This window comes from Chryseobacterium sp. C3 (assembly GCF_014218905.1).
Taxonomy (GTDB): domain Bacteria; phylum Bacteroidota; class Bacteroidia; order Flavobacteriales; family Weeksellaceae; genus Chryseobacterium; species Chryseobacterium mucoviscidosis.
The window spans coordinates 169,321-194,440 of record NZ_JACLCU010000006.1; the positions used below are offsets into that span (position 1 = coordinate 169,321).

15 protein-coding genes and 1 riboswitch are annotated in these 25,120 nt (G+C 36.9%); of the genes, 2 read left to right on the forward strand and 13 right to left on the reverse strand.

What is annotated here, in order from left to right; genetic code table 11:
• Positions 1 to 2: 2 nt before the first annotated feature.
• Positions 3 to 503, reverse strand: a complete 501-nt coding sequence (locus H6W53_RS14900; protein ID WP_185207900.1) for a hypothetical protein — start codon at positions 501 to 503, stop codon at positions 3 to 5.
• A gap of 68 nt (positions 504 to 571) precedes the next feature.
• Positions 572 to 2,689: a methylmalonyl-CoA mutase gene (gene scpA / locus H6W53_RS14905; protein ID WP_185207902.1), complete on the reverse strand. Its 2,118-nt coding sequence runs from the start codon at positions 2,687 to 2,689 to the stop codon at positions 572 to 574.
• A gap of 213 nt (positions 2,690 to 2,902) precedes the next feature.
• Between scpA and H6W53_RS14910 the strand changes: the two genes are divergently transcribed.
• On the forward strand, positions 2,903 to 3,166 hold the full coding sequence (locus tag H6W53_RS14910; protein WP_185207904.1) for a hypothetical protein: 264 nt from the start codon (positions 2,903 to 2,905) through the stop codon (positions 3,164 to 3,166).
• An 88-nt stretch (positions 3,167 to 3,254) separates the two neighbouring features.
• Here H6W53_RS14910 and H6W53_RS14915 read toward each other — a convergent pair whose 3' ends face one another.
• The 10 genes from H6W53_RS14915 to H6W53_RS14960 all read right to left on the reverse strand — a co-directional run bounded on the left by H6W53_RS14915 (position 3,255) and on the right by H6W53_RS14960 (position 22,258).
• Positions 3,255 to 6,221 (reverse strand): reprolysin-like metallopeptidase, encoded by a 2,967-nt coding sequence (locus H6W53_RS14915; RefSeq protein ID WP_185207906.1) that lies wholly within the window; start codon positions 6,219 to 6,221, stop codon positions 3,255 to 3,257.
• A gap of 106 nt (positions 6,222 to 6,327) precedes the next feature.
• Positions 6,328 to 8,373 (reverse strand): prolyl oligopeptidase family serine peptidase, encoded by a 2,046-nt coding sequence (locus H6W53_RS14920; RefSeq protein WP_228457810.1) that lies wholly within the window; start codon positions 8,371 to 8,373, stop codon positions 6,328 to 6,330.
• 137 nt (positions 8,374 to 8,510) lie between these two features.
• Positions 8,511 to 9,176 (reverse strand): hypothetical protein, encoded by a 666-nt coding sequence (locus tag H6W53_RS14925; RefSeq protein ID WP_185207910.1) that lies wholly within the window; start codon positions 9,174 to 9,176, stop codon positions 8,511 to 8,513.
• Positions 9,177 to 9,427: 251 nt separating this feature from the next.
• Complete coding sequence (gene prfA / locus H6W53_RS14930) at positions 9,428 to 10,513, reverse strand: peptide chain release factor 1 (protein WP_087708166.1); 1,086 nt, start codon at positions 10,511 to 10,513, stop codon at positions 9,428 to 9,430.
• Positions 10,514 to 11,729: 1,216 nt separating this feature from the next.
• Entirely contained in the window at positions 11,730 to 13,022 is a 1,293-nt protein-coding gene (locus H6W53_RS14935; protein WP_185207912.1) for an APC family permease, read from the reverse strand.
• A 3-nt stretch (positions 13,023 to 13,025) separates the two neighbouring features.
• A complete protein-coding gene (locus H6W53_RS14940; protein ID WP_185207914.1) occupies positions 13,026 to 15,449 on the reverse strand; it encodes a TonB-dependent receptor plug domain-containing protein in 2,424 nt (807 codons plus the stop codon).
• Positions 15,450 to 15,543: 94 nt separating this feature from the next.
• Positions 15,544 to 15,647: riboswitch (SAM riboswitch) on the reverse strand.
• A gap of 384 nt (positions 15,648 to 16,031) precedes the next feature.
• Positions 16,032 to 18,869 carry an alpha-amylase family glycosyl hydrolase gene (locus H6W53_RS14945; protein ID WP_185207916.1) on the reverse strand — a complete coding sequence of 946 codons (2,838 nt, stop codon included), beginning with the start codon at positions 18,867 to 18,869 and terminating at the stop codon, positions 16,032 to 16,034.
• Positions 18,870 to 19,104: 235 nt separating this feature from the next.
• The gene (locus tag H6W53_RS14950) at positions 19,105 to 19,395 is read right to left on the reverse strand and encodes a hypothetical protein (protein ID WP_185117444.1); all 291 of its coding nucleotides are present in this window, start codon (positions 19,393 to 19,395) and stop codon (positions 19,105 to 19,107) included.
• Between the two features lie 100 nt (positions 19,396 to 19,495).
• Positions 19,496 to 20,572 carry a serine hydrolase domain-containing protein gene (locus tag H6W53_RS14955; RefSeq protein WP_185207918.1) on the reverse strand — a complete coding sequence of 359 codons (1,077 nt, stop codon included), beginning with the start codon at positions 20,570 to 20,572 and terminating at the stop codon, positions 19,496 to 19,498.
• 78 nt (positions 20,573 to 20,650) lie between these two features.
• Entirely contained in the window at positions 20,651 to 22,258 is a 1,608-nt protein-coding gene (locus tag H6W53_RS14960; protein ID WP_185207920.1) for a fumarate hydratase, read from the reverse strand.
• A 320-nt stretch (positions 22,259 to 22,578) separates the two neighbouring features.
• Here H6W53_RS14960 and fumC point away from each other — a divergent pair, with 320 nt between their 5' ends.
• Entirely contained in the window at positions 22,579 to 23,973 is a 1,395-nt protein-coding gene (fumC, locus tag H6W53_RS14965; protein WP_185207923.1) for a class II fumarate hydratase, read from the forward strand.
• Positions 23,974 to 24,060: 87 nt separating this feature from the next.
• On the opposite strand, the gene H6W53_RS14970 is transcribed toward fumC, so the two are convergent.
• Complete coding sequence (locus tag H6W53_RS14970) at positions 24,061 to 25,098, reverse strand: outer membrane beta-barrel protein (protein WP_185207925.1); 1,038 nt, start codon at positions 25,096 to 25,098, stop codon at positions 24,061 to 24,063.
• Positions 25,099 to 25,120: the final 22 nt, after the last annotated feature.

Sequence of the window (25,120 nt, forward strand, 5' to 3'; positions counted from 1 at the left end):
TCTTAATCTTTAGATCCCAGATCATCCATCGGATCATCCATTCCTTTAATGATGTTCGAATGGTAAACTCTTTCTGATCCTAAGAAGTAAATATTGTGCCTTGCTTTTGCTATAATTCCGTTATACTCTTCTTCGGTCATTCCTTCAGGAATATCTGTTTTTTCTTCCTCAGGTTTTCTGTATACCTGCAAAGCTCCGTTCTTATTCAGCACTGAATTTGCGGAAACCGCCTGTTCGAGATTATCGGCATAAACAATTACATTATTTTTTCCGATGCTGTGCTTTCTGTAAGCATTAAGCATATCATTGTCATGCGCAAAGGTATATTCAAAAAATCCTTTGGTCTGCTCATCTTCCTGATAATTGTCGGTTGACAGTCCGCTTTCAAGGTTTGATCTGGAAATAATGATATTTGCTTCATCAAAGCCGTTTTCTTTTAAATCTTTTTTAATTTCTTCTGTATCTACCGTTACAGGAAATACGGAAACTACTGTATAAGCCATAATATTTTGTTTTTTGATTATGGAATACAGTACAAAAGCTGTGCAACTTATCGGATGAAAAGGTTAATTTAATTTAAAAATTTATCCAGAATATCTACTGCACACTTCGGAAGGTTGGTTCCCGGACCGAAAATAAAATCCGCTCCGTTCGCATACAGAAATTCATAATCCTGCTGCGGAATTACGCCTCCTACAACAATGGTAATATCATCTGCTCCGAGTTTTTTAAGTTCTTCAACCACCTGCGGAACCAAAGTTTTATGACCTGCCGCCAAAGAAGAAACTCCTAAAATATGAATGTCATTTTCTACCGCCTGTTTTGCCACTTCTTCCGGAGTCTGGAATAATGGTGCCACATCCACATCAAATCCCATATCTGCAAATGCTGTTGCGACTACTTTTGCTCCTCTGTCGTGCCCGTCCTGTCCCATTTTGGCAACCATTAATCGTGGACGGCGCCCTTCTTCCTCCTCAAATTTCTGAGTAAGATGTAAGGCTTTTTCAAAATATTCGTTTTTCCCTGCGTTCATGGCATAAACTCCTGAAATTGTTCTGATGTTGGCTTTGTATCTCCCGAAGCTTTCTTCCATCGCATCGCTCATTTCGCCCAGCGTTACTCTCCTTCTCGCCGCTTCAATACATAAGGCTAAAAGATTTCCTTTTCCTGATTTGGCACTTTCACGGATTTCATTTAAAATCTCATTCACCGCGTCAGAATTTCTTTCTGCCTTTATGTTATTTAATCTTTCAATTTGCTTTCTGCGGACTTCCGTATTGTCGATGTCTAAAATTTCAATGGCATCCTGCTTTAATTCTGATCTGAAAGAATTAACCCCGATGATAAATTCTTCCCCGCTATCAATTTTTGCCTGTTTTCTCGCTGCCGCTTCTTCAATCCTCATCTTTGGAATTCCGGCTTCAATGGCCTTAGTCATTCCGCCTTCCTGCTCTACCTCATCGATATACTTCATCGCTTCTTCTATCATCTGCTGCGTAAGACTTTCCACTAAATTGCTTCCGCCCATAGGATCTACGACATCGCAGATTCCGCTTTCCTGCTGAAGAATAATCTGTGTATTTCTTGCAATTTTTGCTGAATAATCTGTAGGAAGTGCAATGGCTTCGTCCAAAGCATTGGTATGAAGAGACTGCGTTCCGCCCAACGCTGAAGATAATGCTTCAATCGCGGTTCTGGTGATATTATTGAAAGGTTCCTGTTCCGTTAAAGACCATCCTGAAGTCTGTGAGTGGGTTCTTAAAGCTAAAGATTTCGGATTCTGAGGGTTAAACTGTTTTAATAATTCAGCCCAGATATATCTTGCCGCTCTCATCTTTGCAATTTCCATGAAGTGATTCATCCCGATTGCCCAAAAAAATGATAATCTTGGTGCAAAATCATCAACATTCATTCCTGCTTTTATTCCTGTTCTTACATATTCCAATCCATCGGCAAGCGTGTAAGCCATTTCCAGAACCGGAGTTGCTCCTGCTTCCTGCATATGATAACCGGAAATTGAGATGGAATTAAACTTCGGAATATTCTGAGAAGTATATTCAAAAATATCGGCGATGATCTTCATGGAAGGTGCAGGCGGATAAATGTAGGTATTTCTCACCATGAATTCCTTCAGAATATCATTCTGAATGGTTCCTGAAAGCAAATCCTGAGAAACGCCCTGCTCTTCTGCCGCCACAATATAGAATGAAAGAATCGGCAGAACCGCTCCGTTCATCGTCATGGAAACCGAAATCTGATCCAAAGGGATTTCATTGAATAAAATTTTCATATCCTCCACAGAATCAATTGCTACTCCCGCCTTTCCAACATCGCCCACAACTCTCGCGTGATCGGAATCATATCCTCTGTGTGTTGCCAGATCGAAGGCTACCGAAAGACCTTTTTGTCCCGCCGCCAGATTTCTTCTGTAAAAAGCATTGGATTCTTCTGCTGTGGAAAAACCCGCATACTGACGGATCGTCCATGGTTTCTGAACATACATTGTGGAATACGGACCTCTTAAATAAGGAGCAATTCCCGGAGAAGTCTGCGTTAATTCCTGATTTTTAACGTCTTCTGCCGTATAAGAAGATTTTAACTGTAAGCCGTCTTTCTCAAAAGGATAGACCTCTGTTTTCTTTTCGGTAATAGTGAATTGAGGAGTTTTATTCTGAACTGCCCTTCTCATAATTTCAGATTTAATAGATGGCTAAAATTACACATTTTTGAGGGAATATTTTTTAAATAAAAAAAGCGAAACTGCAAAACTGCAAAATTGCTTTTTATGTACTCACTAATCGTAATTTTTTAATGTCAATTAAAGAAATAAGTACAAACTACAAACAACTGCTAAAACCTTCTTCTGAAATTTAATGAAGGGGAAAAACATTTCCCTTCTGCAATGGCGGTTTTTATATCTGTACGTTATATTCTTCCAACTGTAAATTACATTCTTGCAACTGAAAGAAGTATTTTAGCGCCTGTAATTTATATTCTTGCGCCTGTATTTTATATTCTCGCGTCTGTAAGTTATATTCTTCCTACTGTAAATTACATTCTTGCAACTGAAAGAAGTGTTTTAGCGCCTGTAAGTTATATTTTTATATCTGTAAACCATATTGAGATATACAGAAGTATGGTTTTCATTAAATTCTATATTATTTAATACACTTTTTTACATTTTCGGGAATGTTAGATAAAAAAATAATCCGGATAAAGTTTATCCGGATTATTTTGAATCTATGTTAAGAATATTACTTCTTGATTAACTTAGTGCTGTAAGATTTCTCCCCATTTTTAATCGCAATTACATATACCCCTTTTACTAAACTGGATACATTAATAATCTGATTGCTAAGATCTCCCTGAAGTACCAATCTTCCATCGGCACTGTAGATTTTGTAATCTGCTTTACCTTTGATATTCTTCACCCCAACAAAGTCTTCTGCCGGATTCGGATATATAGAGATATCGGATTCTGCATTATTTTTAACCTCATCCGTAGCAAGAACTGTATCGGTAATCTTCACTCTGAAGTCCATTGTTCCTCCTGCTGGACTTACAGAACCACAAGCTGAAGTAAGAGGAGTATTAAAATTACCCGCAACTCTCATTAAAGTCGTTTTATCTCCTGAATAAGCAGTTGTAGGAACTGTAAAGCTAGCAGAAACCGCTCTTACACCGGAAGCATTAGGCGTACCACTGTTTGAAAGAACTTTTTCTGAAGCTTCGAATACACCATTTCTGTTATAATCGATCCAGACATTTAGTCCCATCGGATTACTAACATAATCTGAAGTAGACAAACCATATACTGCTACAGAATATGCTGTTCCTTTCACAAGATTAATTACATTGGCAGGAACCTCAGTAATATCTTTATAAGATCTGAAAGTAGCATCCACATAATTAACATTTGACAACTGAACACGCCCTATTGCTCCAAAGTAAGGAAGCGGACTGTTCAGTACACAATAATCATATCCTGTTCTAAGACCTTTTGTTTTGAAAGTATAAACTCCTGATAAAGTTCCGGGAACATTATTTACCACAGCAGAAACTCTTACTTCATAGCTGGTTTCATCTTCAAGGCCCGTTAAAGAAATTGAATTAACACTGCTTGAAGCTGTCATCCAGGTTGTATCGCCTACTTTTCTGTAGTTTACTGAATATGTTGCTCCGGGTACTGCATTCCATCCTACAATAGCTGATGTTCTCAGTACGTCCAGATCTCTTGTTTTCAAACCTGTAGGCGCATTCGTAGTAGAAGTCGGCGCAGCCGCCACTGTAATTTGTGGAGAAACCGCATAAAATACATTTCCAATTGCAGAAATTCTTAATTTAACAGCACCAGTTAAACTAGCAGGCATTTGCCCTGTATAACTTCCAGTATTTGGTGTTGATGCAACCAAATCTGTCCATGTAGTTCCATTATCCGTTGTATAATCAATCTTTACATTTGATACATTATATGGTGCAGCATTTGTATTTACCGCATCCCATAAGATTGTATTTGAAGCGTTGTTGTAAAGTACTGTAGCATCAGTAATTCCATTAAATTTAAATGGCCCGTCGTTACCCACTGTAACTGTTGTTTCTGAAGAAGAAACCATTGGTCTTACCGGGTTTTCGTCTCTTACAGTAACTGCGTATTTTAAAACTCGGGGAATATAAGATACTGTTTCCCAATCAGTTTTATTAATTAAATTACCTGCCATTACAGTAGATAATTTAGGGAAATATCTTCTTCCGCTGGTTGTTCCAAAGTATGATCTTGTTAATGCTCCCACCGGATTGAATCCCCATCCGCTGTCTCCGGAAATAGAATTGGTTGTTCCTACAGTATCATACTGCTCCCAATTGTATTTAAACACATCATTCTGTGCATCAGTAGCTGAAGCTTCCAAATAATAAGCTGTTCCTTTAGGAATGGTGTAAGCTGTAAGAGGTGCAATAACCGGAGCGGTGTTTGTAGTGATCGTCTGTTCCGTACCACAAGCACTTTTGCTATCAAGATTTGTTAGAATCTGATCAATTGATGAATAGTGAAAATACGCATCAGAATTCAATTGAACGTTATCTGGGGTAATTCCCGCATATGCCATAATAGTTGTTCCTCCTCCGGGTTCAACATTTACAGCCGTTCCTTCTGTAATATTAGAAAACGTATGGTTTCCTCCAAGCTGATGTCCCATTTCGTGTGCAACATAATCGATATCAAACGTATCTCCTACAGGATTTGTATTCTGAGTAAATGCTGATCCTTTTGCTAAAGTAGTGCTTGTTGCAGGATTTGTACAAATACATCCTATACAGCCTGCATTCCCATTTCCTCCTGCCGCATTGAAAACGTGACCGATGTCATAATTTGCATTCCCAACTTGGGAAGTTAGGGTTTGCTGTAAATTTAAATTTAAATTACCGGTATAAGGATCTGTCGTTGGATCTGTATAAATAATTCCCGGTAAATTCTGGACAAGTAATTTTATACCAAATTCTTTTTCGAAAACACCATTCACACGGGTCATTGTTGCATTCATTTGGGTTACTGTATTTGTAATTCCTCCTGAAGGGTCAAACAGTTTTGTATATTCTCCCGTTGTAGAAAGCGCCAAACGATACGTTCTGTATTTTGTAATAGAAGGTCTGTTTGTAATTCCTACACTAGAAAGATTTTTTTTTCCGTTTTCTAAAAGAGATTTAATATCCTTGATATTTTTTTCTTCTGTACCACATTCAAACCCTTGGTCGCTCTGTGTTCTCTTGGATTTATAAAAAACGCCGTATGTTTTTTTATCCTTAGTAATAGGTTCTATAAACTGAAATACACCATCTTTAATAATCATTGTCTGGATTTCAGTAGGCGATGTACTAAATCTAAGATATTTTGAAGGATCATCCACTCCTACACCTACGTAAGATCCAAGCCCGTAGGTATCTGCCATAGATTTTTCCATAACAGGATTGCTATATACCGCAAACTTTTCAACTTTACCCTCTACAGTCGGTAAAGAAATAATAACAGGTTTTGCTCCATTTCCTGTCTCAACAGCATCTTTCAAAAGGTTTCTAAGTGTTGGTAAGTCTACTTTGTAAGCATACTTCACTTCAACTTCTTTTCTAATTTCAGAAACTTTCTGAGAAGATGGCTCCCATCTTTGTGCATAAGAAGAGGTAGCAATACCCGCTAAAGCACAAACCAGTAAAATTCTTTTTTTCATAATAGCCAATTAATATTTTTAAATATTCTAAACAAATATAACTTGAATGGAAAATTACAAAAAAAATGGCTAACATTTAATATATCAGCCATTTTTAACATTTTGATTATTTTTTCAGGTTTTTAATCCCCATTTCATACAAGGCAAAAGAAATCAGATCTGCATTTTCTCCGATTACCTGTTCTGTAGATCTTCCGGCTCCGTGACCTGCGTTTTTCTCAATTCTTAGTAAAATCGGGTTGTTACAAGCCTGTTTTTCCTGTAATTCTGCACCAAATTTAAAAGAATGCGCCGGAACTACTCTGTCGTCGTGATCACTGGTGATAATCATGGTTGATGGATAGCACGTTCCCGCTTTTACATTATGAACCGGAGAATAAGATTTTAAATAGTCAAACATTTCTTTGTTGTCTTCCGCAGTTCCGTAATCGTAAGACCAGCCTGCTCCTGCGGTGAATTTATTATACCTCAACATATCCAGAACACCTACTCCGGGAAACGCTACTTTAGCTAAATCAGGACGCATCGTCATGGTAGCTCCTACCAGCAAACCACCATTTGATCTTCCTGAAAGTGCCATAAACTGTTTGGAAGTATAGCCTTTGCTCTGTAAATATTCTCCTGCCGCAATGAAATCTTCAAAAACATTTTTCTTCTGCATCTTCGTTCCTGCATCATGCCATTTTTTACCGTATTCTCCGCCACCGCGAATGTTCGGAACGGCATAGATTCCGCCGTTTTCCATCCAGATTGCATTTACAACAGAGAAAGCGGGCTGTAAGCTGATGTTGAATCCACCGTAAGAATAAAGGATCGTAGGATTTTTACCGTTAAGTTTTGTTCCTTTTTTGTAATTGATCATCATCGGAATTTTAGTTCCGTCTTTTGAAGTGTAGAAAACCTGTTCTGAAACATAATCTTCCGGATTGAATTTCACTTTTGGCTTCTGATACACTTCTGATTTTCCTGAATCAGCGTTAAATTTATACGTTGTTCCGGGAGTAATGTAATTGGTAAATGAAAAATACAGCTCTTTTTCTGTTTCCTTGCCTCCAAATCCGGAAACATTTCCTTTTCCGGGAAGGGAAATTTCACGAATCAGTTTTCCGGTTCTGTCATATTGTTTTACCTGATCAATGGCATCAATCATGTAAGTTGCGAAGAAATATCCTCCTCCTGTTGTAATTCCTAAAACATTTTCGGTCTGAGGAATAACATCTTTCCATGTTTCAGGAGCCGGATTTTTGATGGAAGTTTTTACCAGACGCATATTCGGAGCATCTTTATCCGTAAAAATATAAAGATCATCGCCCTGAGTATCAACAATGCTTACATTGATATCAAAACCTTTATTAATCTGAACAAAATCGCCGCCGTTTTTCATATCTTTAATATACAGTTCATTTCCGTTGGTTGCGTTGGCTGCGGAAATAATCAGATATCTTTGATCTTCGGAAACTCCCGCTCCTAAATATCTTCTTGGTGTTTTTTCTCCGCCAAAAATCAACTGATCATCGGATTGTTTGGTTCCCAGTTTATGAAAATACACTTTGTGTTTATCCGTCATTCCGGAAAGTACGGTTCCTTCTTTTGGTTTGTCGTAACTGGAATAATAGAAGCCTTCATCACCCTGCCATGAAATTCCGCTGAATTTTACATCAACCAAAGTTTCATCAATCTGTTTTTTTGTTACAGCATCGATGATGATGATTTTGTTCCAATCGCTTCCTCCTTCCGAAATAGAATACGCAGCCAGATTTCCTTTTTTGTTGAAAGAAAGCTGTGAAAGTGAAGTGGTTCCTTTTTCTGAAAATTTATTAGGATCCAGAAAAACTTCGGTTGCTTTTGTTTTGTTATTGGTTCTGTATAAAACCGACTGCGCCTGCAATCCGTCATTTTTATAATAATACGTATATTCTCCTTCTTTGAAAGGTGCCGAAATTTTTTCATAATTCCAGATGTCTCTCAACTGGTTTTTAATTTCATCTCTGAAGGAAATTTTCGAAAGGTAATCCTGACTGTGTTTTACCTCATCATCTACCCACTTTCTGGTGGCTTCCGAATCGTTCTCCAAATCACGGAAGGGATCTGCAACGGCAGTTCCGAAATACGTATCGGTTTGGTTTCCTTTTAATGCTTTTGGATAATTCATTTTTTGTGAATAAAATGTTGCCGAAAAAAGAACTCCGGCTGTTAATAAAATGGGTGTGATTTTCATATTAAGCTATTTTGCCAAAAATAAGGAATCTGTTTTAAATAAAAAAAGCTGTCCTAAAACAGCCTTAATTTTTAATTGAAATTTCTCAGATAAAATTCATTTAGCTTCCAGTTTAATTCCTGTGGACCTCCGTTCCAGTAGTAAATGGCGTCATCAACCTTAATCTGATAAAGGTTGAATTTCTGTTCTGTGGAAACGATTTTGTCTGCTTTTTTTAACTGATTGGTAACATCAATAAGGTATTTCTTCATTTCTCCTGCACCTATTTTTTTAATATCCCCGATATTAAGCATCAGATTATGAGAAGGCACTTTAAAACTTGCTTCGTATGTAACTTCAGAGAATCCGTTTCCTTTAAATCTTTCATCATTTACGGTTTTAATTTCTTTTATCCTGTATTTCGCCTCGGCAAAATTCTGCATTAAAGCGCTGAAATAATTTTTAATTTCAACGGAGCACGCAGATGCCACATTTACAGAAAGACCGGAAAGAAAAAGTTGGGTATAATCATCAATCTTTTCGTTGTAGGTGTCTTTAAGTTTCATTTTGTGGGTACTTTCTTTTCCCAGAAAATTAATAAGATAACTGTTGAGTTCTTTTACAGATTCATCATCATATTTTACAAAAGAATTAAAATAAAGATTAAAAACATTTTCAGGCTTTAGAATATTTTGGGATTTTAAGCTTTGAAAGCAAAAGAGAAGTATTGCCAGAAAGGCAATGTGAAGTTTTTTCATAAGTACGGTACATTTTTCAATTTTAGTGTATAAAAAAACTCCTGAATGATCAAGAGTTGATGTAAAAGTACATTAATTATACCATGAAACCCTTTTTTTCCTAAATTATTTTTAAACAAGCATTTACAAAACAACATAATCAATTGATTTAAAAATATTTAAACACTGCATAATTTAAACAATGAATTAAGCTCAAAATAAAAGTCTCCGAAATACTCCGGAGACTTACAAAAGATTTTATGGTAAAGATTTTATAAACTTTCTTCTTCGCCTTTCATTTTTTCGGCGTTTTCTGCCATGATAACGGCATCGATCATCTCAGAAATATCTCCGTTCATGTATGCATCTAAGTTATACATGGATTTGTTGATTCTGTGATCGGTAACTCTTCCCTGAGGATAATTGTATGTTTTGATCTTTGCAGAACGGTCTCCCGTAGAAACCATTGTCTTTCTCTGTGCTGCAATATCTCCCTGAACTTCCTGCAATTTGATGTCGTACAATTTTGCACGAAGCATTTCCATCGCCAGTTCACGGTTGGCTAACTGCGAACGAGCCTGCTGACAAACCACCACCAATCCTGAAGGTTTGTGCGTAAGCTGAACTTTGGTTTCCACCTTGTTAACGTTCTGCCCTCCTGCTCCACCGGAACGTGAAGTCTGCATTTCGATATCTGCCGGATTAATTTCCACATCCACTTCTTCAGCTTCCGGAAGAACTGCAATGGTAATCGCAGAAGTGTGAACTCGTCCCTGAGATTCTGTTTCAGGAACACGCTGTACACGGTGAACTCCGGATTCGAATTTCATGATTCCGTACACACCTTCACCTTCCACTTTCATGATGAGTTCTTTATATCCTTTAGCCGCTTCGTTGGAATCTGTAACCTCATGTCTCCATCCTTTCGTCTTGAAGTACATGGAATACATTCTGTAAATATCTTCCACGAAAATGGCTGCTTCATCACCTCCAGTTCCGGCACGAAGTTCCACGATAACGTTTTTGTCATCAGCAGGATCTTTAGGAATTAATAAAACTTTTAATTCTTCTTCCAGTCCCGGAATTTTTTCCAGTGCTTCGTTTTTTTCAATTTTTGCCAGTTCCACGAAATCTTTATCAGATCCGTCGGCAATAATTTCGTCGGATTCTTCAATCGTATCCAACGCTCCTTTATATTGATCGTAAACTTTTACAATTTTCCCCAAATCGCTATATTCTTTGTTCAAAGAAGAATATCTTTTTTGGTCTGAAATAACATCAGGCTGTATAATAAGGTCTGCCACCTCATTATATCTCTGTTTTATAGCTTCTAATTTTGGAATTAATGATTTAGACATTATGAAAATTTTGTGGGTGCAAAGATACGGATTATTAATTCAATTTTAAAACTAATAGTTTGTCATCCTGAATGAAGCATATGCATATTGAAGAATCTTTTTTTAACTCAATGTTTGCAACAGTTTTTGAATTAACCGCTTTTTTAAGCGCAAAGTTCGCAGGGTTTTTCTTTTAAATGTTTGTAATTATTTTCGGTCGCAAGGGCGTTTCACTCAGCAAGTGATAAGAACGCTTAAATGATTCTTTATGAATGATACCTTTTTTAAGTTAAAATGTCTCAAAATGATTTCAAAAATATAATTCTGCTATCATTTGCTGAGTGAAACGCCTTTGCGAGCGGATTTTTTTCAATGCTGGTTCCATTATCATTGCGAACCCTGCGTTAAAAACAACATGTAATTGTAATGATTGAACACCAAAATTTAAAAGTTCAAATAATATTATTAATGGTTCAATTTTTAGCGCAATGTTCGCAGGGTTTTTCTTTTAAAATGATTGCAATTGCTTTTCGGTCGCAACGGCGTTTCACTCAGCGAATGATAAAAATGTTATAAATGATTTCTTACGTAATAACTTCTTGAAATTAAAGTACCTCAAATGATTTCAAAAATATAATTCTGCTACCACTTGCTGAGTGAAACGCCCTTGCGAACATTTTTTTTCAAAGCTAATTCAATTATCCTTGCGAACTCTGCGTTAAAAACAATACGTAATTGTAATGATTTCTTACGTAATAACTTCTTGAAATTAAAGTCCCTCAAATGATTTCAAAAATATAATTCTGCTACCACTTGTTGAGTGAAACGCCCTTGCGAGCGGATTTTTTTCAATGCTGGTTCCATTATCCTTGCGAACTCTGCGTTAAAAACAACATGTAATTGTAATGATTGAACACCAAAATTTAAAAGTTCAAATAATATTCTTAATGGTTCAATTTTTAGCGCAATGTTCGCAGGGTTTTTCTTTTAAAATGATTGCAATTGCTTTTCGGTCGCAACGGCGTTTCACTCAGCGAATGATAAAAATGTTATAAATGATTTCTTAACGTAATAACTTCTTGAAATTAAAGTGCCTCAAATGATTTTAAAAATATAATTCTGCTATCATTTGCTGAGTGAAACGCCCTTGCGAACGGATTCTTTTCAAAGCTAGTCTAATTATCCTTGCGAACTCTGCGTTAAAAACAATTTTTGACTGTTTTACGATTAATGTAAATTAGCGTGATAATTTCTTATCAATTAAATACAAAACAATTCCCACCGCAACAATTCCTAAGCCGATGATGCTTTCTTTAGGATTATGAATCAACGTGAAATAAAGAATGTAGATGCTGAATAACAAAAAAACCGTCGGAAAAATATAAAAAAGATTGGATTTAAATATTTTCCGATCTTCCTTTTTTATAAAATACACCGTTGAAATTGCCAGACTGGCAAATAACTGCAGAATAAAAGCGGTATAAACAAAAATCTCTTTAAAACTTCCCGTTAAAATAATCAACGTTGCAATCACGGCATGGGCAAAAATCGCACGGACAGGAATTCCTTTTTTATTGCCGACCGATAGAGATTTCCAGAGTCTGTTTTCTTTTGCAAAAGCCTGCGTCAAACGGGAACCTACCCACAAATAACCGCTGATTGTAGCGACTAACTGTAAAGCAATAAAAATATTAACTATTTTACCGAAAGTATTTCCCAGCATATTATTGGCAGCTTCCCCCATCACATCTTCTTTTCCCGCCAATTGATTTACCGGAGCGTGTTTCAGCATGATAAAATTAACCAAGAGATAACAAACGGTTACGAAAACAGTTCCTACAATGAGTGATTTTGGTAGGTTTTTCTGAACATCTTTTATTTCTCCGGCAATGTAGGAAGCAGAATTCCAACCGGTGTAAGAATACGTTACAAAAACCAAAGACGTTGCAAAAGCCGGAAGCATGATTTCCTTTTGCCATGAATCATCTAATTTCAGGCTGTTCCCAATTGTTTCTGAGTCTGAAATTCCGATTCCTATGATAATGAGAACAATGATGAACGCAATTTTTATCAATGTAAAAAAATTATGAAATCTGCTTGAAGCCTGTAAGCTGAATGACAAAAAAACGGAAACCAGAAAGATAATTCCGATGGCAAAGCTGTTTCCAAAAGAAACATCGAAAGCAGAAAGGTATTTCGACATCGCCAAAGCTGCCAATGCAACGGGAGATGAAAAACCGATGATGAGGGAAATCCAGCTCACGAGATAGCCTAAAAGCGGGTGATAGGTTTCTTTCAGATAAATAAAATCTCCGCCGTTCCCTTTGAAATGCGACCCTAATTCGGCATAGCAAAAGGCTCCGAACAAAGCAAGAATTCCTCCAATGAAACAAAGGAGGAATATGCTGTAAGCATTCGTAATGTCGGTAAGCTGAAAACCGAGTGTCGTAAAAATTCCGGTTCCGATCATATTCGAAACAACAATTGCCACTGCGGTTTTCCAGCCGATCTGATGTGAAGTTGAATTCATTAATTAAAATGTAAAATTAAGCTTTCCGAAGAAGTAATTTCCGAGAGTTCCCATCTGCACCGGAGCATATTTGAAAACCCCAAAATACGAATTTTCATAAATCTGCAGATCCGGAAAGACATCAAATACATTATTGGCTCCGACGGTTAAGTTAATATTTTTTGTGAAATCATATCCTACACTCACATCGGTGACTATTTTGGGATTAAATTCCTGAACTCCTCCAAACGGATATCCGTCGCGGATTACTTTCCCGAAGTAAGTATTTCTCACCAGAAAATTAAATTTTCCGACTCCGTAATTCAGTCCTAAAGAAGCTTTGGTTTTGGGAGACAGACTTTCGATGATATTGATCTGATCCGGTCCGAAAAATTCATTCTGCGGTGTCTGAAGATTAGCCGGGAAATGAAAATCTGTAATTTTTGTTTCGGTATAATTTCCGGCAAGATTGATATTTAAATTTCCTCCTCCTATTTTCCAGTCGTAGGCAACTACCAGATCTACTCCTTTGGTTTCCGTATCAACGGCATTGGCAAAAAATCTTCCGCTTTCCACACCATAAACCGCCAGTCGATCGTCTGTAATATTACTTGTAATCACAATTCGGTCTTTTACTTTAATTAAATATCCGTCTAAAGTGATTGACAGCTTATTGATCGGCTTTAAAGTAAATCCAACGCTTCCGTTCACCGAAGTTTCCTGTTTTAATCTGTCGAAGCCAAGTGCTTTTGCAGCTTCGCTGTCGTTGTTAAAAATTCCTTTGGTAACAATTGAATTTCCTGTAGTGGAAATATCTGCATAAGAATTATTAAAATACTGCTGCTGAAGAGACGGCGCTCTGAAGCCGGTTCCCACCGCAGCACGGATTGAATAATTTTTTGCGAATTCGTACCTCACTGCTAATTTTCCGTTCATTGTACTTCCAAAATCTGAATAATTCTCGAACCTTCCGGCAAGGTCTACATTTAATTTTTTATCCAGATCATAAGAAACATCGGCATAAACCGCTGTAGAATGTCTGGATTTTGAAAGTGCATTCTGTGGTGAAAATCCAATAAACGACTGCGCTCCTCCTGCTCCGGAGATATTATCCGGATTGGTAGTCGCCGTCACAGGATTTCCGAAAACATCATATCTCATATAGGAAGTCTGATCTCCTGCTTTGATGTCGTACTGCTCAAACCTGAATTCTCCACCGAATGCGATATTGAAGTTCCTGATGTTTTTTGAAACATCAAGATTAATTGTATTCTGAAGAAAACTGTGTGCTCCCGCATAAAAATCTGTTGGTGACTTGGCTCCTAAAGATGCATTGACGGTGTTGCTTACATCATAATTGAATGTATTGCTTCCGAATGTATTGCTAAAATCAAAAAACCAGTCATTTTTATTATATTTTGCTCCGATTGCATAGGAAATGTCATAGATTTTCGAGCCTAAAGTCGGCTGAAAACCGTTCGGATAAATAGAATAGACATTGTTTGAAGTTTCACTCGGCAATCTTCTGAAACCGTAACCCTGTCCTTCTTTGATACTGAAACCTCCAAAGGAATATATTTTAAACTGATCGTTCAAAGGATATTCGGAATTGAAAAATAACTGTGCCTGCTTTATTTTTGCATCACCGATCTGGAAGTTAAAATCGTCCCGGGTTAAACCATTGGCAAGAATTTTCTGATCATCTAACGCTTTTGCAGCATCAAAATCCGGAGCAAAATCATACGCGAAATTATCACCGTAAATATCAAGATTATGATTCTGCGTTCTTGTTGTTTTTCCTCTTTGGTTTAATTGCAGGGATAAACTGATATAGCCGTCTTTTTTCCCTAAAGAAGTTCCGTAGTTGGCTGCTGCCTGATAGGTTTCGCCATCATTTCTTCCGGAAATTCCGTAATTAAGGCTGGCTGTTCCGCCAAGATTCTTTTTGAGGATAATATTAATAACTCCTGCAATGGCATCGGAGCCGTATTGTGCTGCTGCACCATCTCTCAGAACTTCAATTCTGTCGATGGCGATTACCGGAATGGTGCTTAAGTCTGTTCCTACAGAGCCGTTTCCGACTGTATTCTGATAATTAACTAAAGAAGTAGTATGTCTTCTTTTTCCGTTAACGAGAACCAGAACCTGATCAGGTCCCATTCCTCTCAAAGTAACAGGATCGATATGTTCTGTACCGTCTGAAGCCGACTGCCGGACTGAGTTGAAAGACGGGATAACATAATTCAGTAAATCCTGAACGGTAATTTGCGGTGAAGACTGCTGTATTTTTTCGATGTTGATGATGTCTACCGGAACCGGTGTTTCCAGTTTTGTGCGTTTTGCATTTCGGTTTCCTACAATTACGACATCTTCTATCTGCTGTTCTTTTTCCTGTGCCGATAAAAATCCTATTGCTAAAAGGAGTACGCTTACGCTGAGTTTTTTCATTCTATTCAGTGCTTTAAAAAAATTAATTTAAAATGGTTTGCCGAAACAAACATAAAGACCTTCAAGAAGCTGGAATTCATACGGAATACAGAATCACTTATCTTCCCCCAATCGGGTTGGAATTAGCACCTTTTCATCAGAAAATGTCGGTTGCTAAGGTTTCTCAGGGCCAAATCCCTCCACCTTTCTTGATAAATCTACTGCAAAAGTAGACTAATAATTTTTAATCTGCAAACCAATTTAGAATTTGAATTTTTCAGAGCTGCCAAAATTGTGAATAAGATGTGGATAACGCGTGAATTATGTATTAGGAACATATTAATTTCATGTTGGTATGCAAAAATTAATTGTAGATAAACAATTTTTCAATTGTGAGTAAAATATGAATAACCTATTGGTAAAGTATGAATATGATATGGAAAACCTTCTATTTTAGTGTGGAAAAAATTGTGAATAAAGTATTGAAAAGCCGTTAGTATCGTATTAACAAACTCTGTTTTCACTGCGGATAAAATATGAATAAACAAAAAAAGAGACCGCTTTCGCGATCTCTCCATATAAACTTTTGAAGTTATCCACAGGTTATTTCACAATCATTTTCTGGATTGAAACTCCCGTATCTGATTTTAAATGAACCAAATACGTTCCTGCAGGATAATTTGTTTTTAATTCGTACGTTCCGTTTTCATTATTCAATTTAAATGAATCCATTTTTTTACCGCTCATATCGTAGATAAAGACTTCCCCATTCTTCGCTTTGTGGTAAATTAATTTAGCCACACCATTTTTCACAGGGTTATCCGCAATCTGTAAAGAAAGCTTATTTTCGGCATTCATGTCTGTTGTGGATAAAATTCCCACATAATTACCGAAAATTCTGAATTCTCCCGGCTGAAGAGTAATCGGAGCCGTTGTAGAAGTTACATTAGAAACAGAGTTATCCATTAGATTCTGCCACTGACCTACATACGGAAAATACGGAACCACACTTTGAGCTGCCGTTGTGTAATTTGCTAACACCACTACATTTTTCACTCCGTTCGTAATTGCGTTGTCGTAAACGTAAATTCTCGTAATTAATCCATTCGGATCGTTTGCCAGATTATTGGATTCTACAGTATATGTTTTTGACTTGAAAACCGGATAGATATTTCTGAAATTGATAATCTTCGCCCAGGTATCATAAACCGCTTTTCTGTTCACATCTGTATCATATCCTAAAGTAAATGCAATCGGCTTTTCATCGGTTCTGCAACCGTTATTAATGGTTCCGTTTGTACATCTGTTGATACTGAATTCGTATCCAAGTTCTCCGAACTGCCAGATCATTTTCGGACCGGGAATAGTGAAGAACGTCGCTCCGAAAGCTTTCATTCTGTCTAAAGCTGTATTAAGGTTTTTAACATCATAGCTTCCGTTTACCGCACCATAAGCAAGATTTTTAAACATTAATCTTTCTTCATCATGACTTTCTCCGTAACCTACCGCTCTCATTTCAGAGAATCCATGCAGCGTATGATTCATTCTGTCGAAATTACTGTTTTCTTTATAGCCCATTGTATTCTGGTTATAAGATCCGTTCTGGTTATTCCACATCATTACTCCTTTTCCTTCTGCAACTCTGTAGTTTGCCCACTGCTGCTCTTCGGCATCAGTTCCCAAATGTTCAAAAATCATGTAAGAATTCGGATCAAGAGCCCATTGTTTGTCTGCATAGTATTTCAGGATATCTACTCTGTCCTGCTGATAAGCGTTTGTACAGGTTTCGTCGTTTTCAGAACAGCTTTGCGTGAACCCTTTGGTTAAATCCCAACGGAAACCATCTACATGATATTCCGTTAACCATTGCTGAAGGCATCTTTCAACGTAATATTTCGTTGAAGTACTTGTATGGTTAAAATCATTGAATACATTATAAGAATGTTTAGGAACCTGATTGAAGTAAGGATTATTGGCAGCAATATCTCCGTAACCATCTCCATCCGGATCAACATTCCAAAGTCTTGCGAGCGGAGAACGACCTGTTGCATGATTGAAGGCAATATCCAGAATTACAGCAATTCCGTTCTGGTGACACAAATCTACAAATTCTTTGAATTTTTCCGGTGTTCCGTACGCTTTGTCTAATGCATAATGGAAAGACGTGTTGTATCCCCAAGAAAGATTTCCTTCGAATTCCATGATAGGAAGCAATTCGATCGCATTAATATTCAGATTTTTCAGGTATGAAATCTTACTAATTAAAGACTGCCAGTTTTTTTCCTGCGTAAAGTCTCTTAACAACAATTCATACACGACAAGATTTTCTTTTGCCGGACGCTGAAAATTCGTAATCTGCCAGTTATATGGAGTCTGCCCTGTTTTAAACATAGAAACCTCAAAGCCTTGTCCGGCAGGAAACGCCGGTAAATTCGGATAAGTCGTAGAAGAAATGTACTGATCGTCATAAGAAGAAAGAATCTGTGGAGAGTAAGGATCTGCCACTTTTCTTAAATCATTGATTCTGTACTGGAAAGTATACAATTGCTGAGGTGTTAATCCGCTTAGTTCAATCCAGTATAAATCCGGATTCGCAGTATCTCTTTTCATTAAATAAGCATCGTTCACCGCCCAGTTATTAAAACTTCCGATCACATGAACGAAATTTTTAGACGGAGCATACAAAGCCAGCCCCACTTTTGTGTTATCTGTAGGATGATAATTAATCCCTTGTCTTATCCATGATGGAATCGCCTCAGAAACCACATTTCTTGGAACCTGAAGAATAAAGGTAGAACTCTTTGAATTCCCTCCCTGCGTTGCGATCAATTCCATATTGGCATCACCAGTTACCGTGTAATTGTAAGAATAAGAAGTTGAAGCCGTAGAAGTCGAATTTACAACAGTCCCATTAGCTTTAAGCTGAAAAGTTGCATTCACATTGGTGGTAGCCGTGATGTTAATGGAATTTCCCGTCGGAACAGACGTTAAGCTGTTTGCAGCAGGATTTGTCATCGTTAAATTCAGAATTCCTACGTTGACAAAAATATCCGGAGTTGTCTGATGCGCACCGGTTTTATCTTTCAGCAAAAAACCAAATCTTCCGATCCCTGTTCTTGCATAAAAAGTTGTGGGCGTAAAAGATAATGAATAAGTGTCTGTCGCAGCATTATAACTTAATCGATTAATTTCACTGGAATTATTCCAGCTTCCGTTCGTAGGGCAGTCCTGACTATTCTGATAGTTCGTATCTAAAGACCAAGTCCAGATATAAATGGCATTGTTTGAAACTCCCCATGCCGTTTCGTCAATCTGATTTCCGGGCACGGTTAATGTTATTGCATCCGTTTCATTAAACGGATTAGGGGTAATTGTATAGCTTATCTGACCAAAGACATTGGCTAAGATAAACAACAATATACCGGAATAGAATTTTTTCATATAATTCATCCTTTTAAGGTTAATTCAATACTAAAGTAATTTATTTTTCGAATAAAAAATCAACTTTTGTTGAAAAACAAAACTTTGCACTTATTAAATAATATGCTTTGAATAACACTTAACTGTTTGAATGATAGAAATAAAAAAAACCGCTTAAAGAATAAGCGGTTTATATATGTTGTTTTGCTTTGATATTGCTTTCTCAGAATTCAGGTGAGAAAACAATGACAATCAATTAATGATGTCCGTGCCCGTGACTATCGTGCAAGAAAGGTCCGTTTCCTTTAGGATTGCTGTAGATTACTTCTACTCCTTCCTGCTCGTTTAGCTGCTTGCTTCTGATATCTTCCGGATTGAAAGGTTTAATTTTTCCGAAATATTCTTTCAAACCTTCTGTCAACCACATTGGAATTACCAACCCGAAGAACATAAAGATACACCAAAATCCTACAAGGAACATTGTAATGAAGAAAATTGTCCAAAGGAATTGGTAAAACGGCCAAAATGCTGATAAAATCGTTATCATTTTCTTAAAGATTTTAGGCAAAAATAGGACTTTTTATTTTTTTATACAAAAGATATACGTCCTATTTTATTATTTATTTTGATTTTAAACTATTATACCTTTACTTCACGCTGCTAATTTGACTATTTAAAACTAATTGAGCAATATCTTTTGTAATCTGTGTTGGGGAATGGCAGTCGCAATTGCTGAATCCTAATACATATATATCTGCATCGGGAATATATACTCCCATAGATTTGAATCCGAAAATACTGCCTCCATGCTCTCTTGTAGGAGTTCCGTTGATCTCTTTTAAATGCCATCCATATCCATAGGTAAACTCTTCTCCGCTGTTTAGTTTATTTTTTGTATAAAGTTTTTTAGTATGTATTTCATCAAGAATAGTATATCGATTAATAGCATCTTGCCATTTCAGCATATCTTCAACGGTTGACATTAAAGATCCGGAAGCGAATGGAACACTGTAGTTGATAATTGTCTTGTTTACAAACCCATCTTTCTTTTCATGATATCCATAAGCTCTGTTTTTGATTATCTTTCTGTCTGTAGCATAAAAAGAGTTGTTCATCCCAATTTTTTCAAAAATATTTTTCTTCACGAAATCTTCATATGTTTCTCCGGAAACTAACTCAATTAAATATCCAAGCAATACATAACCGGAATTATTATAATCAAACTTTTCTCCGGGACTAAAATCAACAGGTTCATTTTTAAAAAAATCAATCATCATTTTGGGAGTCATTTCCTTTTGTGCGATTTCTGAGATTGATTTCATTTTCGTAAAATCTTTGACTCCAGAAGTATGGGTAAGCAAATGATGAATGGTGATAGACTTTCCATTCGGATAATCGGGAATATACTTAGAAATAGGATCTTTTATATTTAATTTATCTTTGGATTCTAAAAGTAAAATAGAAAAAGCTGTAAATTGCTTGGTCATAGAACCTATCTGGAATACATTTTGGACAGTCATATCCGTATTCAGTTCCAAATTAGACTTACCAAATGCTTTCTCATAGATAATTTTTCCTTTTTTAGAAACAAGGAAAACACCACCGGGAGCATCTGAATCTTTAAACTCTTTTTGTATCAAACTGTCAATCTTAGCATCCGTCTGAGCAAAAGATATACTGAAAACAGTTGTACTAAATATAAATGTAAGTAAAAAATTTTTCATAATACTATTTTGTATTGCAAAGATAACTTTAAATAAAGTACCATGCAATACAAAGTAGTAATTATTTATAAACTAATTTTAGTGCGCAAGATCTGCAAAGAAATCATTTCCTTTATCATCCGTAATGATGAACGCCGGGAAATCTTTTACTTCAATTTTTCTTACGGCTTCCATTCCTAATTCCGGAAAATCTACCACCTCAACAGAAAGAATATTATCTTTCGCTAAAATAGCAGCCGGTCCTCCGATGGAACCTAAATAAAAACCTCCGTATTTGTTGCAGGCATTGGTAACGTCTTTTGTTCTGTTTCCTTTTGCCAGCATAATCATACTTCCGCCATGGCTCTGGAATTCATTTACATAAACATCCATTCTTCCCGCCGTCGTTGGTCCGAAACTTCCTGAAGCCATTCCTTCCGGAGTTTTTGCAGGTCCTGCATAATAAATCGGGTGATTTTTGAAATATTCAGGCATTGGCTGTCCTGCATCCAGTAATTCTTTGATCTTTGCGTGGGCAATATCTCTGGCTACAATTAAAGTACCGTTCAGCTTCAGTCTCGTTTTGATCGGATATTTTGAAAGTTCTGCTAAAATATCAGACATCGGCTGATTCAGGTTGATTTCTACTGCTTCTTCCAGATGTGGCGGTGTTGCCGGTAAAAATCTCTTCGGATCCTGCTCCAGTTGTTCTAAGAAAATTCCGTCTTTCGTAATTTTTCCTTTGATATTTCGGTCTGCTGAACAGGAAACTCCCATTCCAACCGGACAGGAAGCGGCGTGACGAGGCAATCTGATAACTCTCACATCGTGTGTTAAATATTTTCCGCCAAACTGTGCTCCGATAGCACTTTCCTGACAGATTTTCTGAACTTTTGCTTCCCACTCCAAGTCTCTGAACGCCTGTCCTGCTTCATTTCCTTCTGTCGGAAGATTGTCGTAATATTTTGCTGATGCTTTTTTAACAGCCGCTAAATTGGCTTCCGCAGAAGTTCCACCAATTACCAAAGCCAAATGATAAGGCGGACAAGCAGCCGTTCCCAAATCTGAAATTTTCTCTTTAATGAATTCTTCCAAAGATTTTTCGTTCAGCAAAGATTTTGTCTTTTGATACAAGAAGGTCTTATTTGCCGAACCTCCTCCTTTTGTTAAAAATAAGAATTCGTAATAATCTCCTTTTTTAGCGTAAATATCAATCTGCGCCGGAAGATTGGAGCCTGAGTTTTTCTCATCAAACATCGTTAAAGGAACCACCTGAGAATATCTTAAATTTCTTTTTTGGTACGTATTGTAGATTCCTTTGCTTAAATATTCTCCATCATCAACGCCTGTGTAAACATTTTCTCCCTTTTTACCCATTACAATTGCTGTTCCGGTATCCTGACACGAAGGTAAAGCTCCTTCCACAGCAACCGCTGCATTCTGTAATAAATTATAAGCCACAAATCGGTCGTTGTCCGTAGCTTCTGGATCATCAATAATTCTTCTCAAGCTTTCGAGATGCGAAGAACGAAGCATGAAAGAAACATCCGCCATTGCTTCTTCCGCCAAAAGCTCAAGCCCTTTCGGATCAATGGTTAAAATTTCTCTGTCTCCTAATGTTTCAACTTTTACATAGTCTGAAGTCAATTTTTTGTATACCGTATCATCCTTTAGAATCGGATACGGATCCTGATATCTGAAATCCATTTTACTTTTTTCTTTGGGTGCAAAAATACGGCTTACTCAAAAAAGCATGAGTAAAATCAGTAACTTAGATTGATATTTATAATGATTATAAATTGCGGGGGTTTTCTTTTCTCATTAACTTTATACGAAGATATTTTAACCACAAAAGACGCAAAAGCTTTTAAACACTTTAGTTATTTTAAGTTTAATAAATAATGCTTTAGAAGAACACATTAGTTTTAAAAATCTTCGATTTTCATTTTGTAAAATTTGATTTTTATAAAATTTAATAAATCTCTGTGCTTTTGGGGTTAAATCAAAACTAAACAAATTTCAATCACATGAATTACAGAATAGAAAAAGACACCATGGGCGAAGTGCAGGTTCCTGCAGATAAGTTTTGGGGAGCCCAAACGGAACGTTCAAGAAATAATTTTAAGATCGGTCCGGAAGGTTCCATGCCACATGAAATCATCGAAGCTTTTGCTTATCTTAAAAAAGCGGCGGCATTTACCAATACAGATTTAGGAGTTCTTCCTGCAGAAAAGAGAGATATGATCGCGAAAGTCTGTGACGAAATTTTAGAAGGAAAACTTAACGATCAGTTTCCTTTGGTCATCTGGCAGACCGGTTCGGGAACACAGTCGAATATGAATGTAAATGAAGTGATTTCCAATAAAGCACACGTTAACAATGGTGGAAATTTAGGTGAAAAATCGGAAATTCATGCGAATGACGATGTGAATAAGTCGCAATCATCCAACGATACTTATCCAACGGCGATGCACATCGCGGCTTATAAAAAAGTGGTGGAAACCACCATTCCGGCTGTCGAAAAATTAAGAGACACTTTAAAAGAAAAATCAGAAGCGTTTAAAGATATTGTAAAAATCGGAAGAACACATTTGATGGACGCAACGCCTTTAACTTTAGGTCAGGAATTTTCAGGGTATGTCGCTCAGTTAAATTACGGTTTAAAAGCATTAAAAAATACGTTACCTCATCTTTCTGAGCTGGCTTTAGGCGGAACTGCGGTGGGAACCGGCTTAAATACCCCTCAAGGTTATAATGTCAAAGTGGCGGAATATATTTCGAAATTTACGAATCTTCCTTTTGTAACCGCAGAAAACAAATTTGAAGCTTTGGCGGCTCATGATGCGATTGTAGAATCTCACGGAGCTTTAAAACAACTTTCGGTTTCTTTATTTAAAATTGCTCAGGATATCCGATTATTAGCTTCCGGACCTCGTTCGGGAATTGGAGAAATTCATATTCCGGAAAATGAGCCGGGATCATCTATTATGCCGGGAAAAGTGAATCCTACCCAAAATGAAGCAATGACAATGGTTTGCGCTCAGGTGTTAGGAAATGACACGACTATTTCTTTTGCAGGAACGCAGGGAAATTATGAACTGAATGTTTTCAAACCTGTAATGGCTTATAATTTTTTACAGTCTGCCCAACTGATTGCCGATGCCTGTATTTCCTTTAACGATCACTGTGCGATCGGAATTGAACCGAACTATGAAAGAATTAAAGAACTGGTTGATAAATCTCTGATGCTGGTAACAGCTTTGAACACGCACATCGGTTATGAAAATGCTGCAAAAATTGCCAAAACCGCCCATAAAAACGGAACCACATTAAAAGAAGAAGCGGTGAATCTGGGACTTTTAACCGCCGAACAATTTGACGAGTGGGTAAAACCTGAAGATATGGTAGGAAGCCTGAAATAAACTAAGAATTAAATTGTTAAATATTGTAAAAAACCGCAGGACAAATTTGTCCTGCGGTTTCCTGTTATATATAAATGTTACGTGTTTTTACCATTTGTAAGCTAGACCTATAACCAGAGCTTTGTCATTTTCAAATTGATTATCATTGAAAAAATTACCGAAATCTTTCTTCACGAAAATGCTGAAATCGCTGTACGAAACGGTAAACTGCGCTCCATAAATGAAAGGATTTACCTGATAATTTCCTCTTTCTCTCTGGCTGATTTCTTCGCCTTTAATAATATTGTTTGTCGACATTCTTACTCCTCCATAAACATTTGCGCCTACTTTAAAGCCTTTCTGATAATCTCTGTACTGGATATCCATTCCTGCACTTTTCAGTTTAGAAAAATTGTACTGCAAACCTAAAGGAACGATGACATAGCCTGTTCGCAATTTGCTTTTGCTTAAATTTTTATCATACGCTGAAAGATAGACATCCGAATTCATGTCTTTAGCAAAAAAACGGTTATTATCAATATTTAAGGTTCTCCATGAAAATCCAAGCCCGGAAATTAATCCCCAATGACTGGTTCTGCTGAACTGATAATTGAATTTCAGCCCAAATTCAAGATTTCCCGCGTATCCTAAATTTTTATCCAGATCATTATCTGCTTTATTATTGGTGAGAATCATGGCTCCGTAAGAAAAATAGGCGGTGAAGTTCTTGGTCGGACGGAATTTCTTTAGAAGTTTTTCTTTAATTTCTTCGTTGGAAGTTACATCAGAATTCAGAAGAGAATATCTTACCTGCTTTTGAATCACAGAATCCATATCAAAACCGAGCTCTTCAATTCGCTGATCAATTTTTTCCGAAAAGCGGTCGGCAACAAGAGCCTTTTGTTTATCAAATTCAGCTTTATCCAGATTCTTAGCCTGAAGAATCAGCAGTTCTGCTTCCATCAGCTTTTTTTCTTCCTGAATAATTGAATCAATTTTTCGGGCATATTCATCTACTTTTTCTTTTACTATCGGGCTTACTTCCGTATCTTCTTTAGGCTGAAGATTTAAGGTAAGATTTTTCTGAGAATAGGCTGTACCGGATAAAAGGCACAATAGTCCCATCATGATCATTTTTTTAATCATAGTATTATTTTTTTTAGTTGTT

What these genes read in the sequence shown, in the direction of transcription:
- H6W53_RS14900 (WP_185207900.1), bottom strand. Translation starts at nt 503, where the DNA reads ATGGCTTATACAGTAGTTTCCGTATTTCCTGTAACGGTAGATACAGAA.
- scpA (WP_185207902.1), bottom strand. Translation starts at nt 2,689, where the DNA reads ATGAGAAGGGCAGTTCAGAATAAAACTCCTCAATTCACTATTACCGAA.
- H6W53_RS14910 (WP_185207904.1), top strand. Translation starts at nt 2,903, where the DNA reads ATGGCGGTTTTTATATCTGTACGTTATATTCTTCCAACTGTAAATTAC.
- H6W53_RS14915 (WP_185207906.1), bottom strand. Translation starts at nt 6,221, where the DNA reads ATGAAAAAAAGAATTTTACTGGTTTGTGCTTTAGCGGGTATTGCTACC.
- H6W53_RS14920 (WP_228457810.1), bottom strand. Translation starts at nt 8,373, where the DNA reads ATGAATTATCCAAAAGCATTAAAAGGAAACCAAACCGATACGTATTTC.
- H6W53_RS14925 (WP_185207910.1), bottom strand. Translation starts at nt 9,176, where the DNA reads ATGAAAAAACTTCACATTGCCTTTCTGGCAATACTTCTCTTTTGCTTT.
- prfA (WP_087708166.1), bottom strand. Translation starts at nt 10,513, where the DNA reads ATGTCTAAATCATTAATTCCAAAATTAGAAGCTATAAAACAGAGATAT.
- H6W53_RS14935 (WP_185207912.1), bottom strand. Translation starts at nt 13,022, where the DNA reads ATGAATTCAACTTCACATCAGATCGGCTGGAAAACCGCAGTGGCAATT.
- H6W53_RS14940 (WP_185207914.1), bottom strand. Translation starts at nt 15,449, where the DNA reads ATGAAAAAACTCAGCGTAAGCGTACTCCTTTTAGCAATAGGATTTTTA.
- H6W53_RS14945 (WP_185207916.1), bottom strand. Translation starts at nt 18,869, where the DNA reads ATGAAAAAATTCTATTCCGGTATATTGTTGTTTATCTTAGCCAATGTC.
- H6W53_RS14950 (WP_185117444.1), bottom strand. Translation starts at nt 19,395, where the DNA reads ATGATAACGATTTTATCAGCATTTTGGCCGTTTTACCAATTCCTTTGG.
- H6W53_RS14955 (WP_185207918.1), bottom strand. Translation starts at nt 20,572, where the DNA reads ATGAAAAATTTTTTACTTACATTTATATTTAGTACAACTGTTTTCAGT.
- H6W53_RS14960 (WP_185207920.1), bottom strand. Translation starts at nt 22,258, where the DNA reads ATGGATTTCAGATATCAGGATCCGTATCCGATTCTAAAGGATGATACG.
- fumC (WP_185207923.1), top strand. Translation starts at nt 22,579, where the DNA reads ATGAATTACAGAATAGAAAAAGACACCATGGGCGAAGTGCAGGTTCCT.
- H6W53_RS14970 (WP_185207925.1), bottom strand. Translation starts at nt 25,098, where the DNA reads ATGATTAAAAAAATGATCATGATGGGACTATTGTGCCTTTTATCCGGT.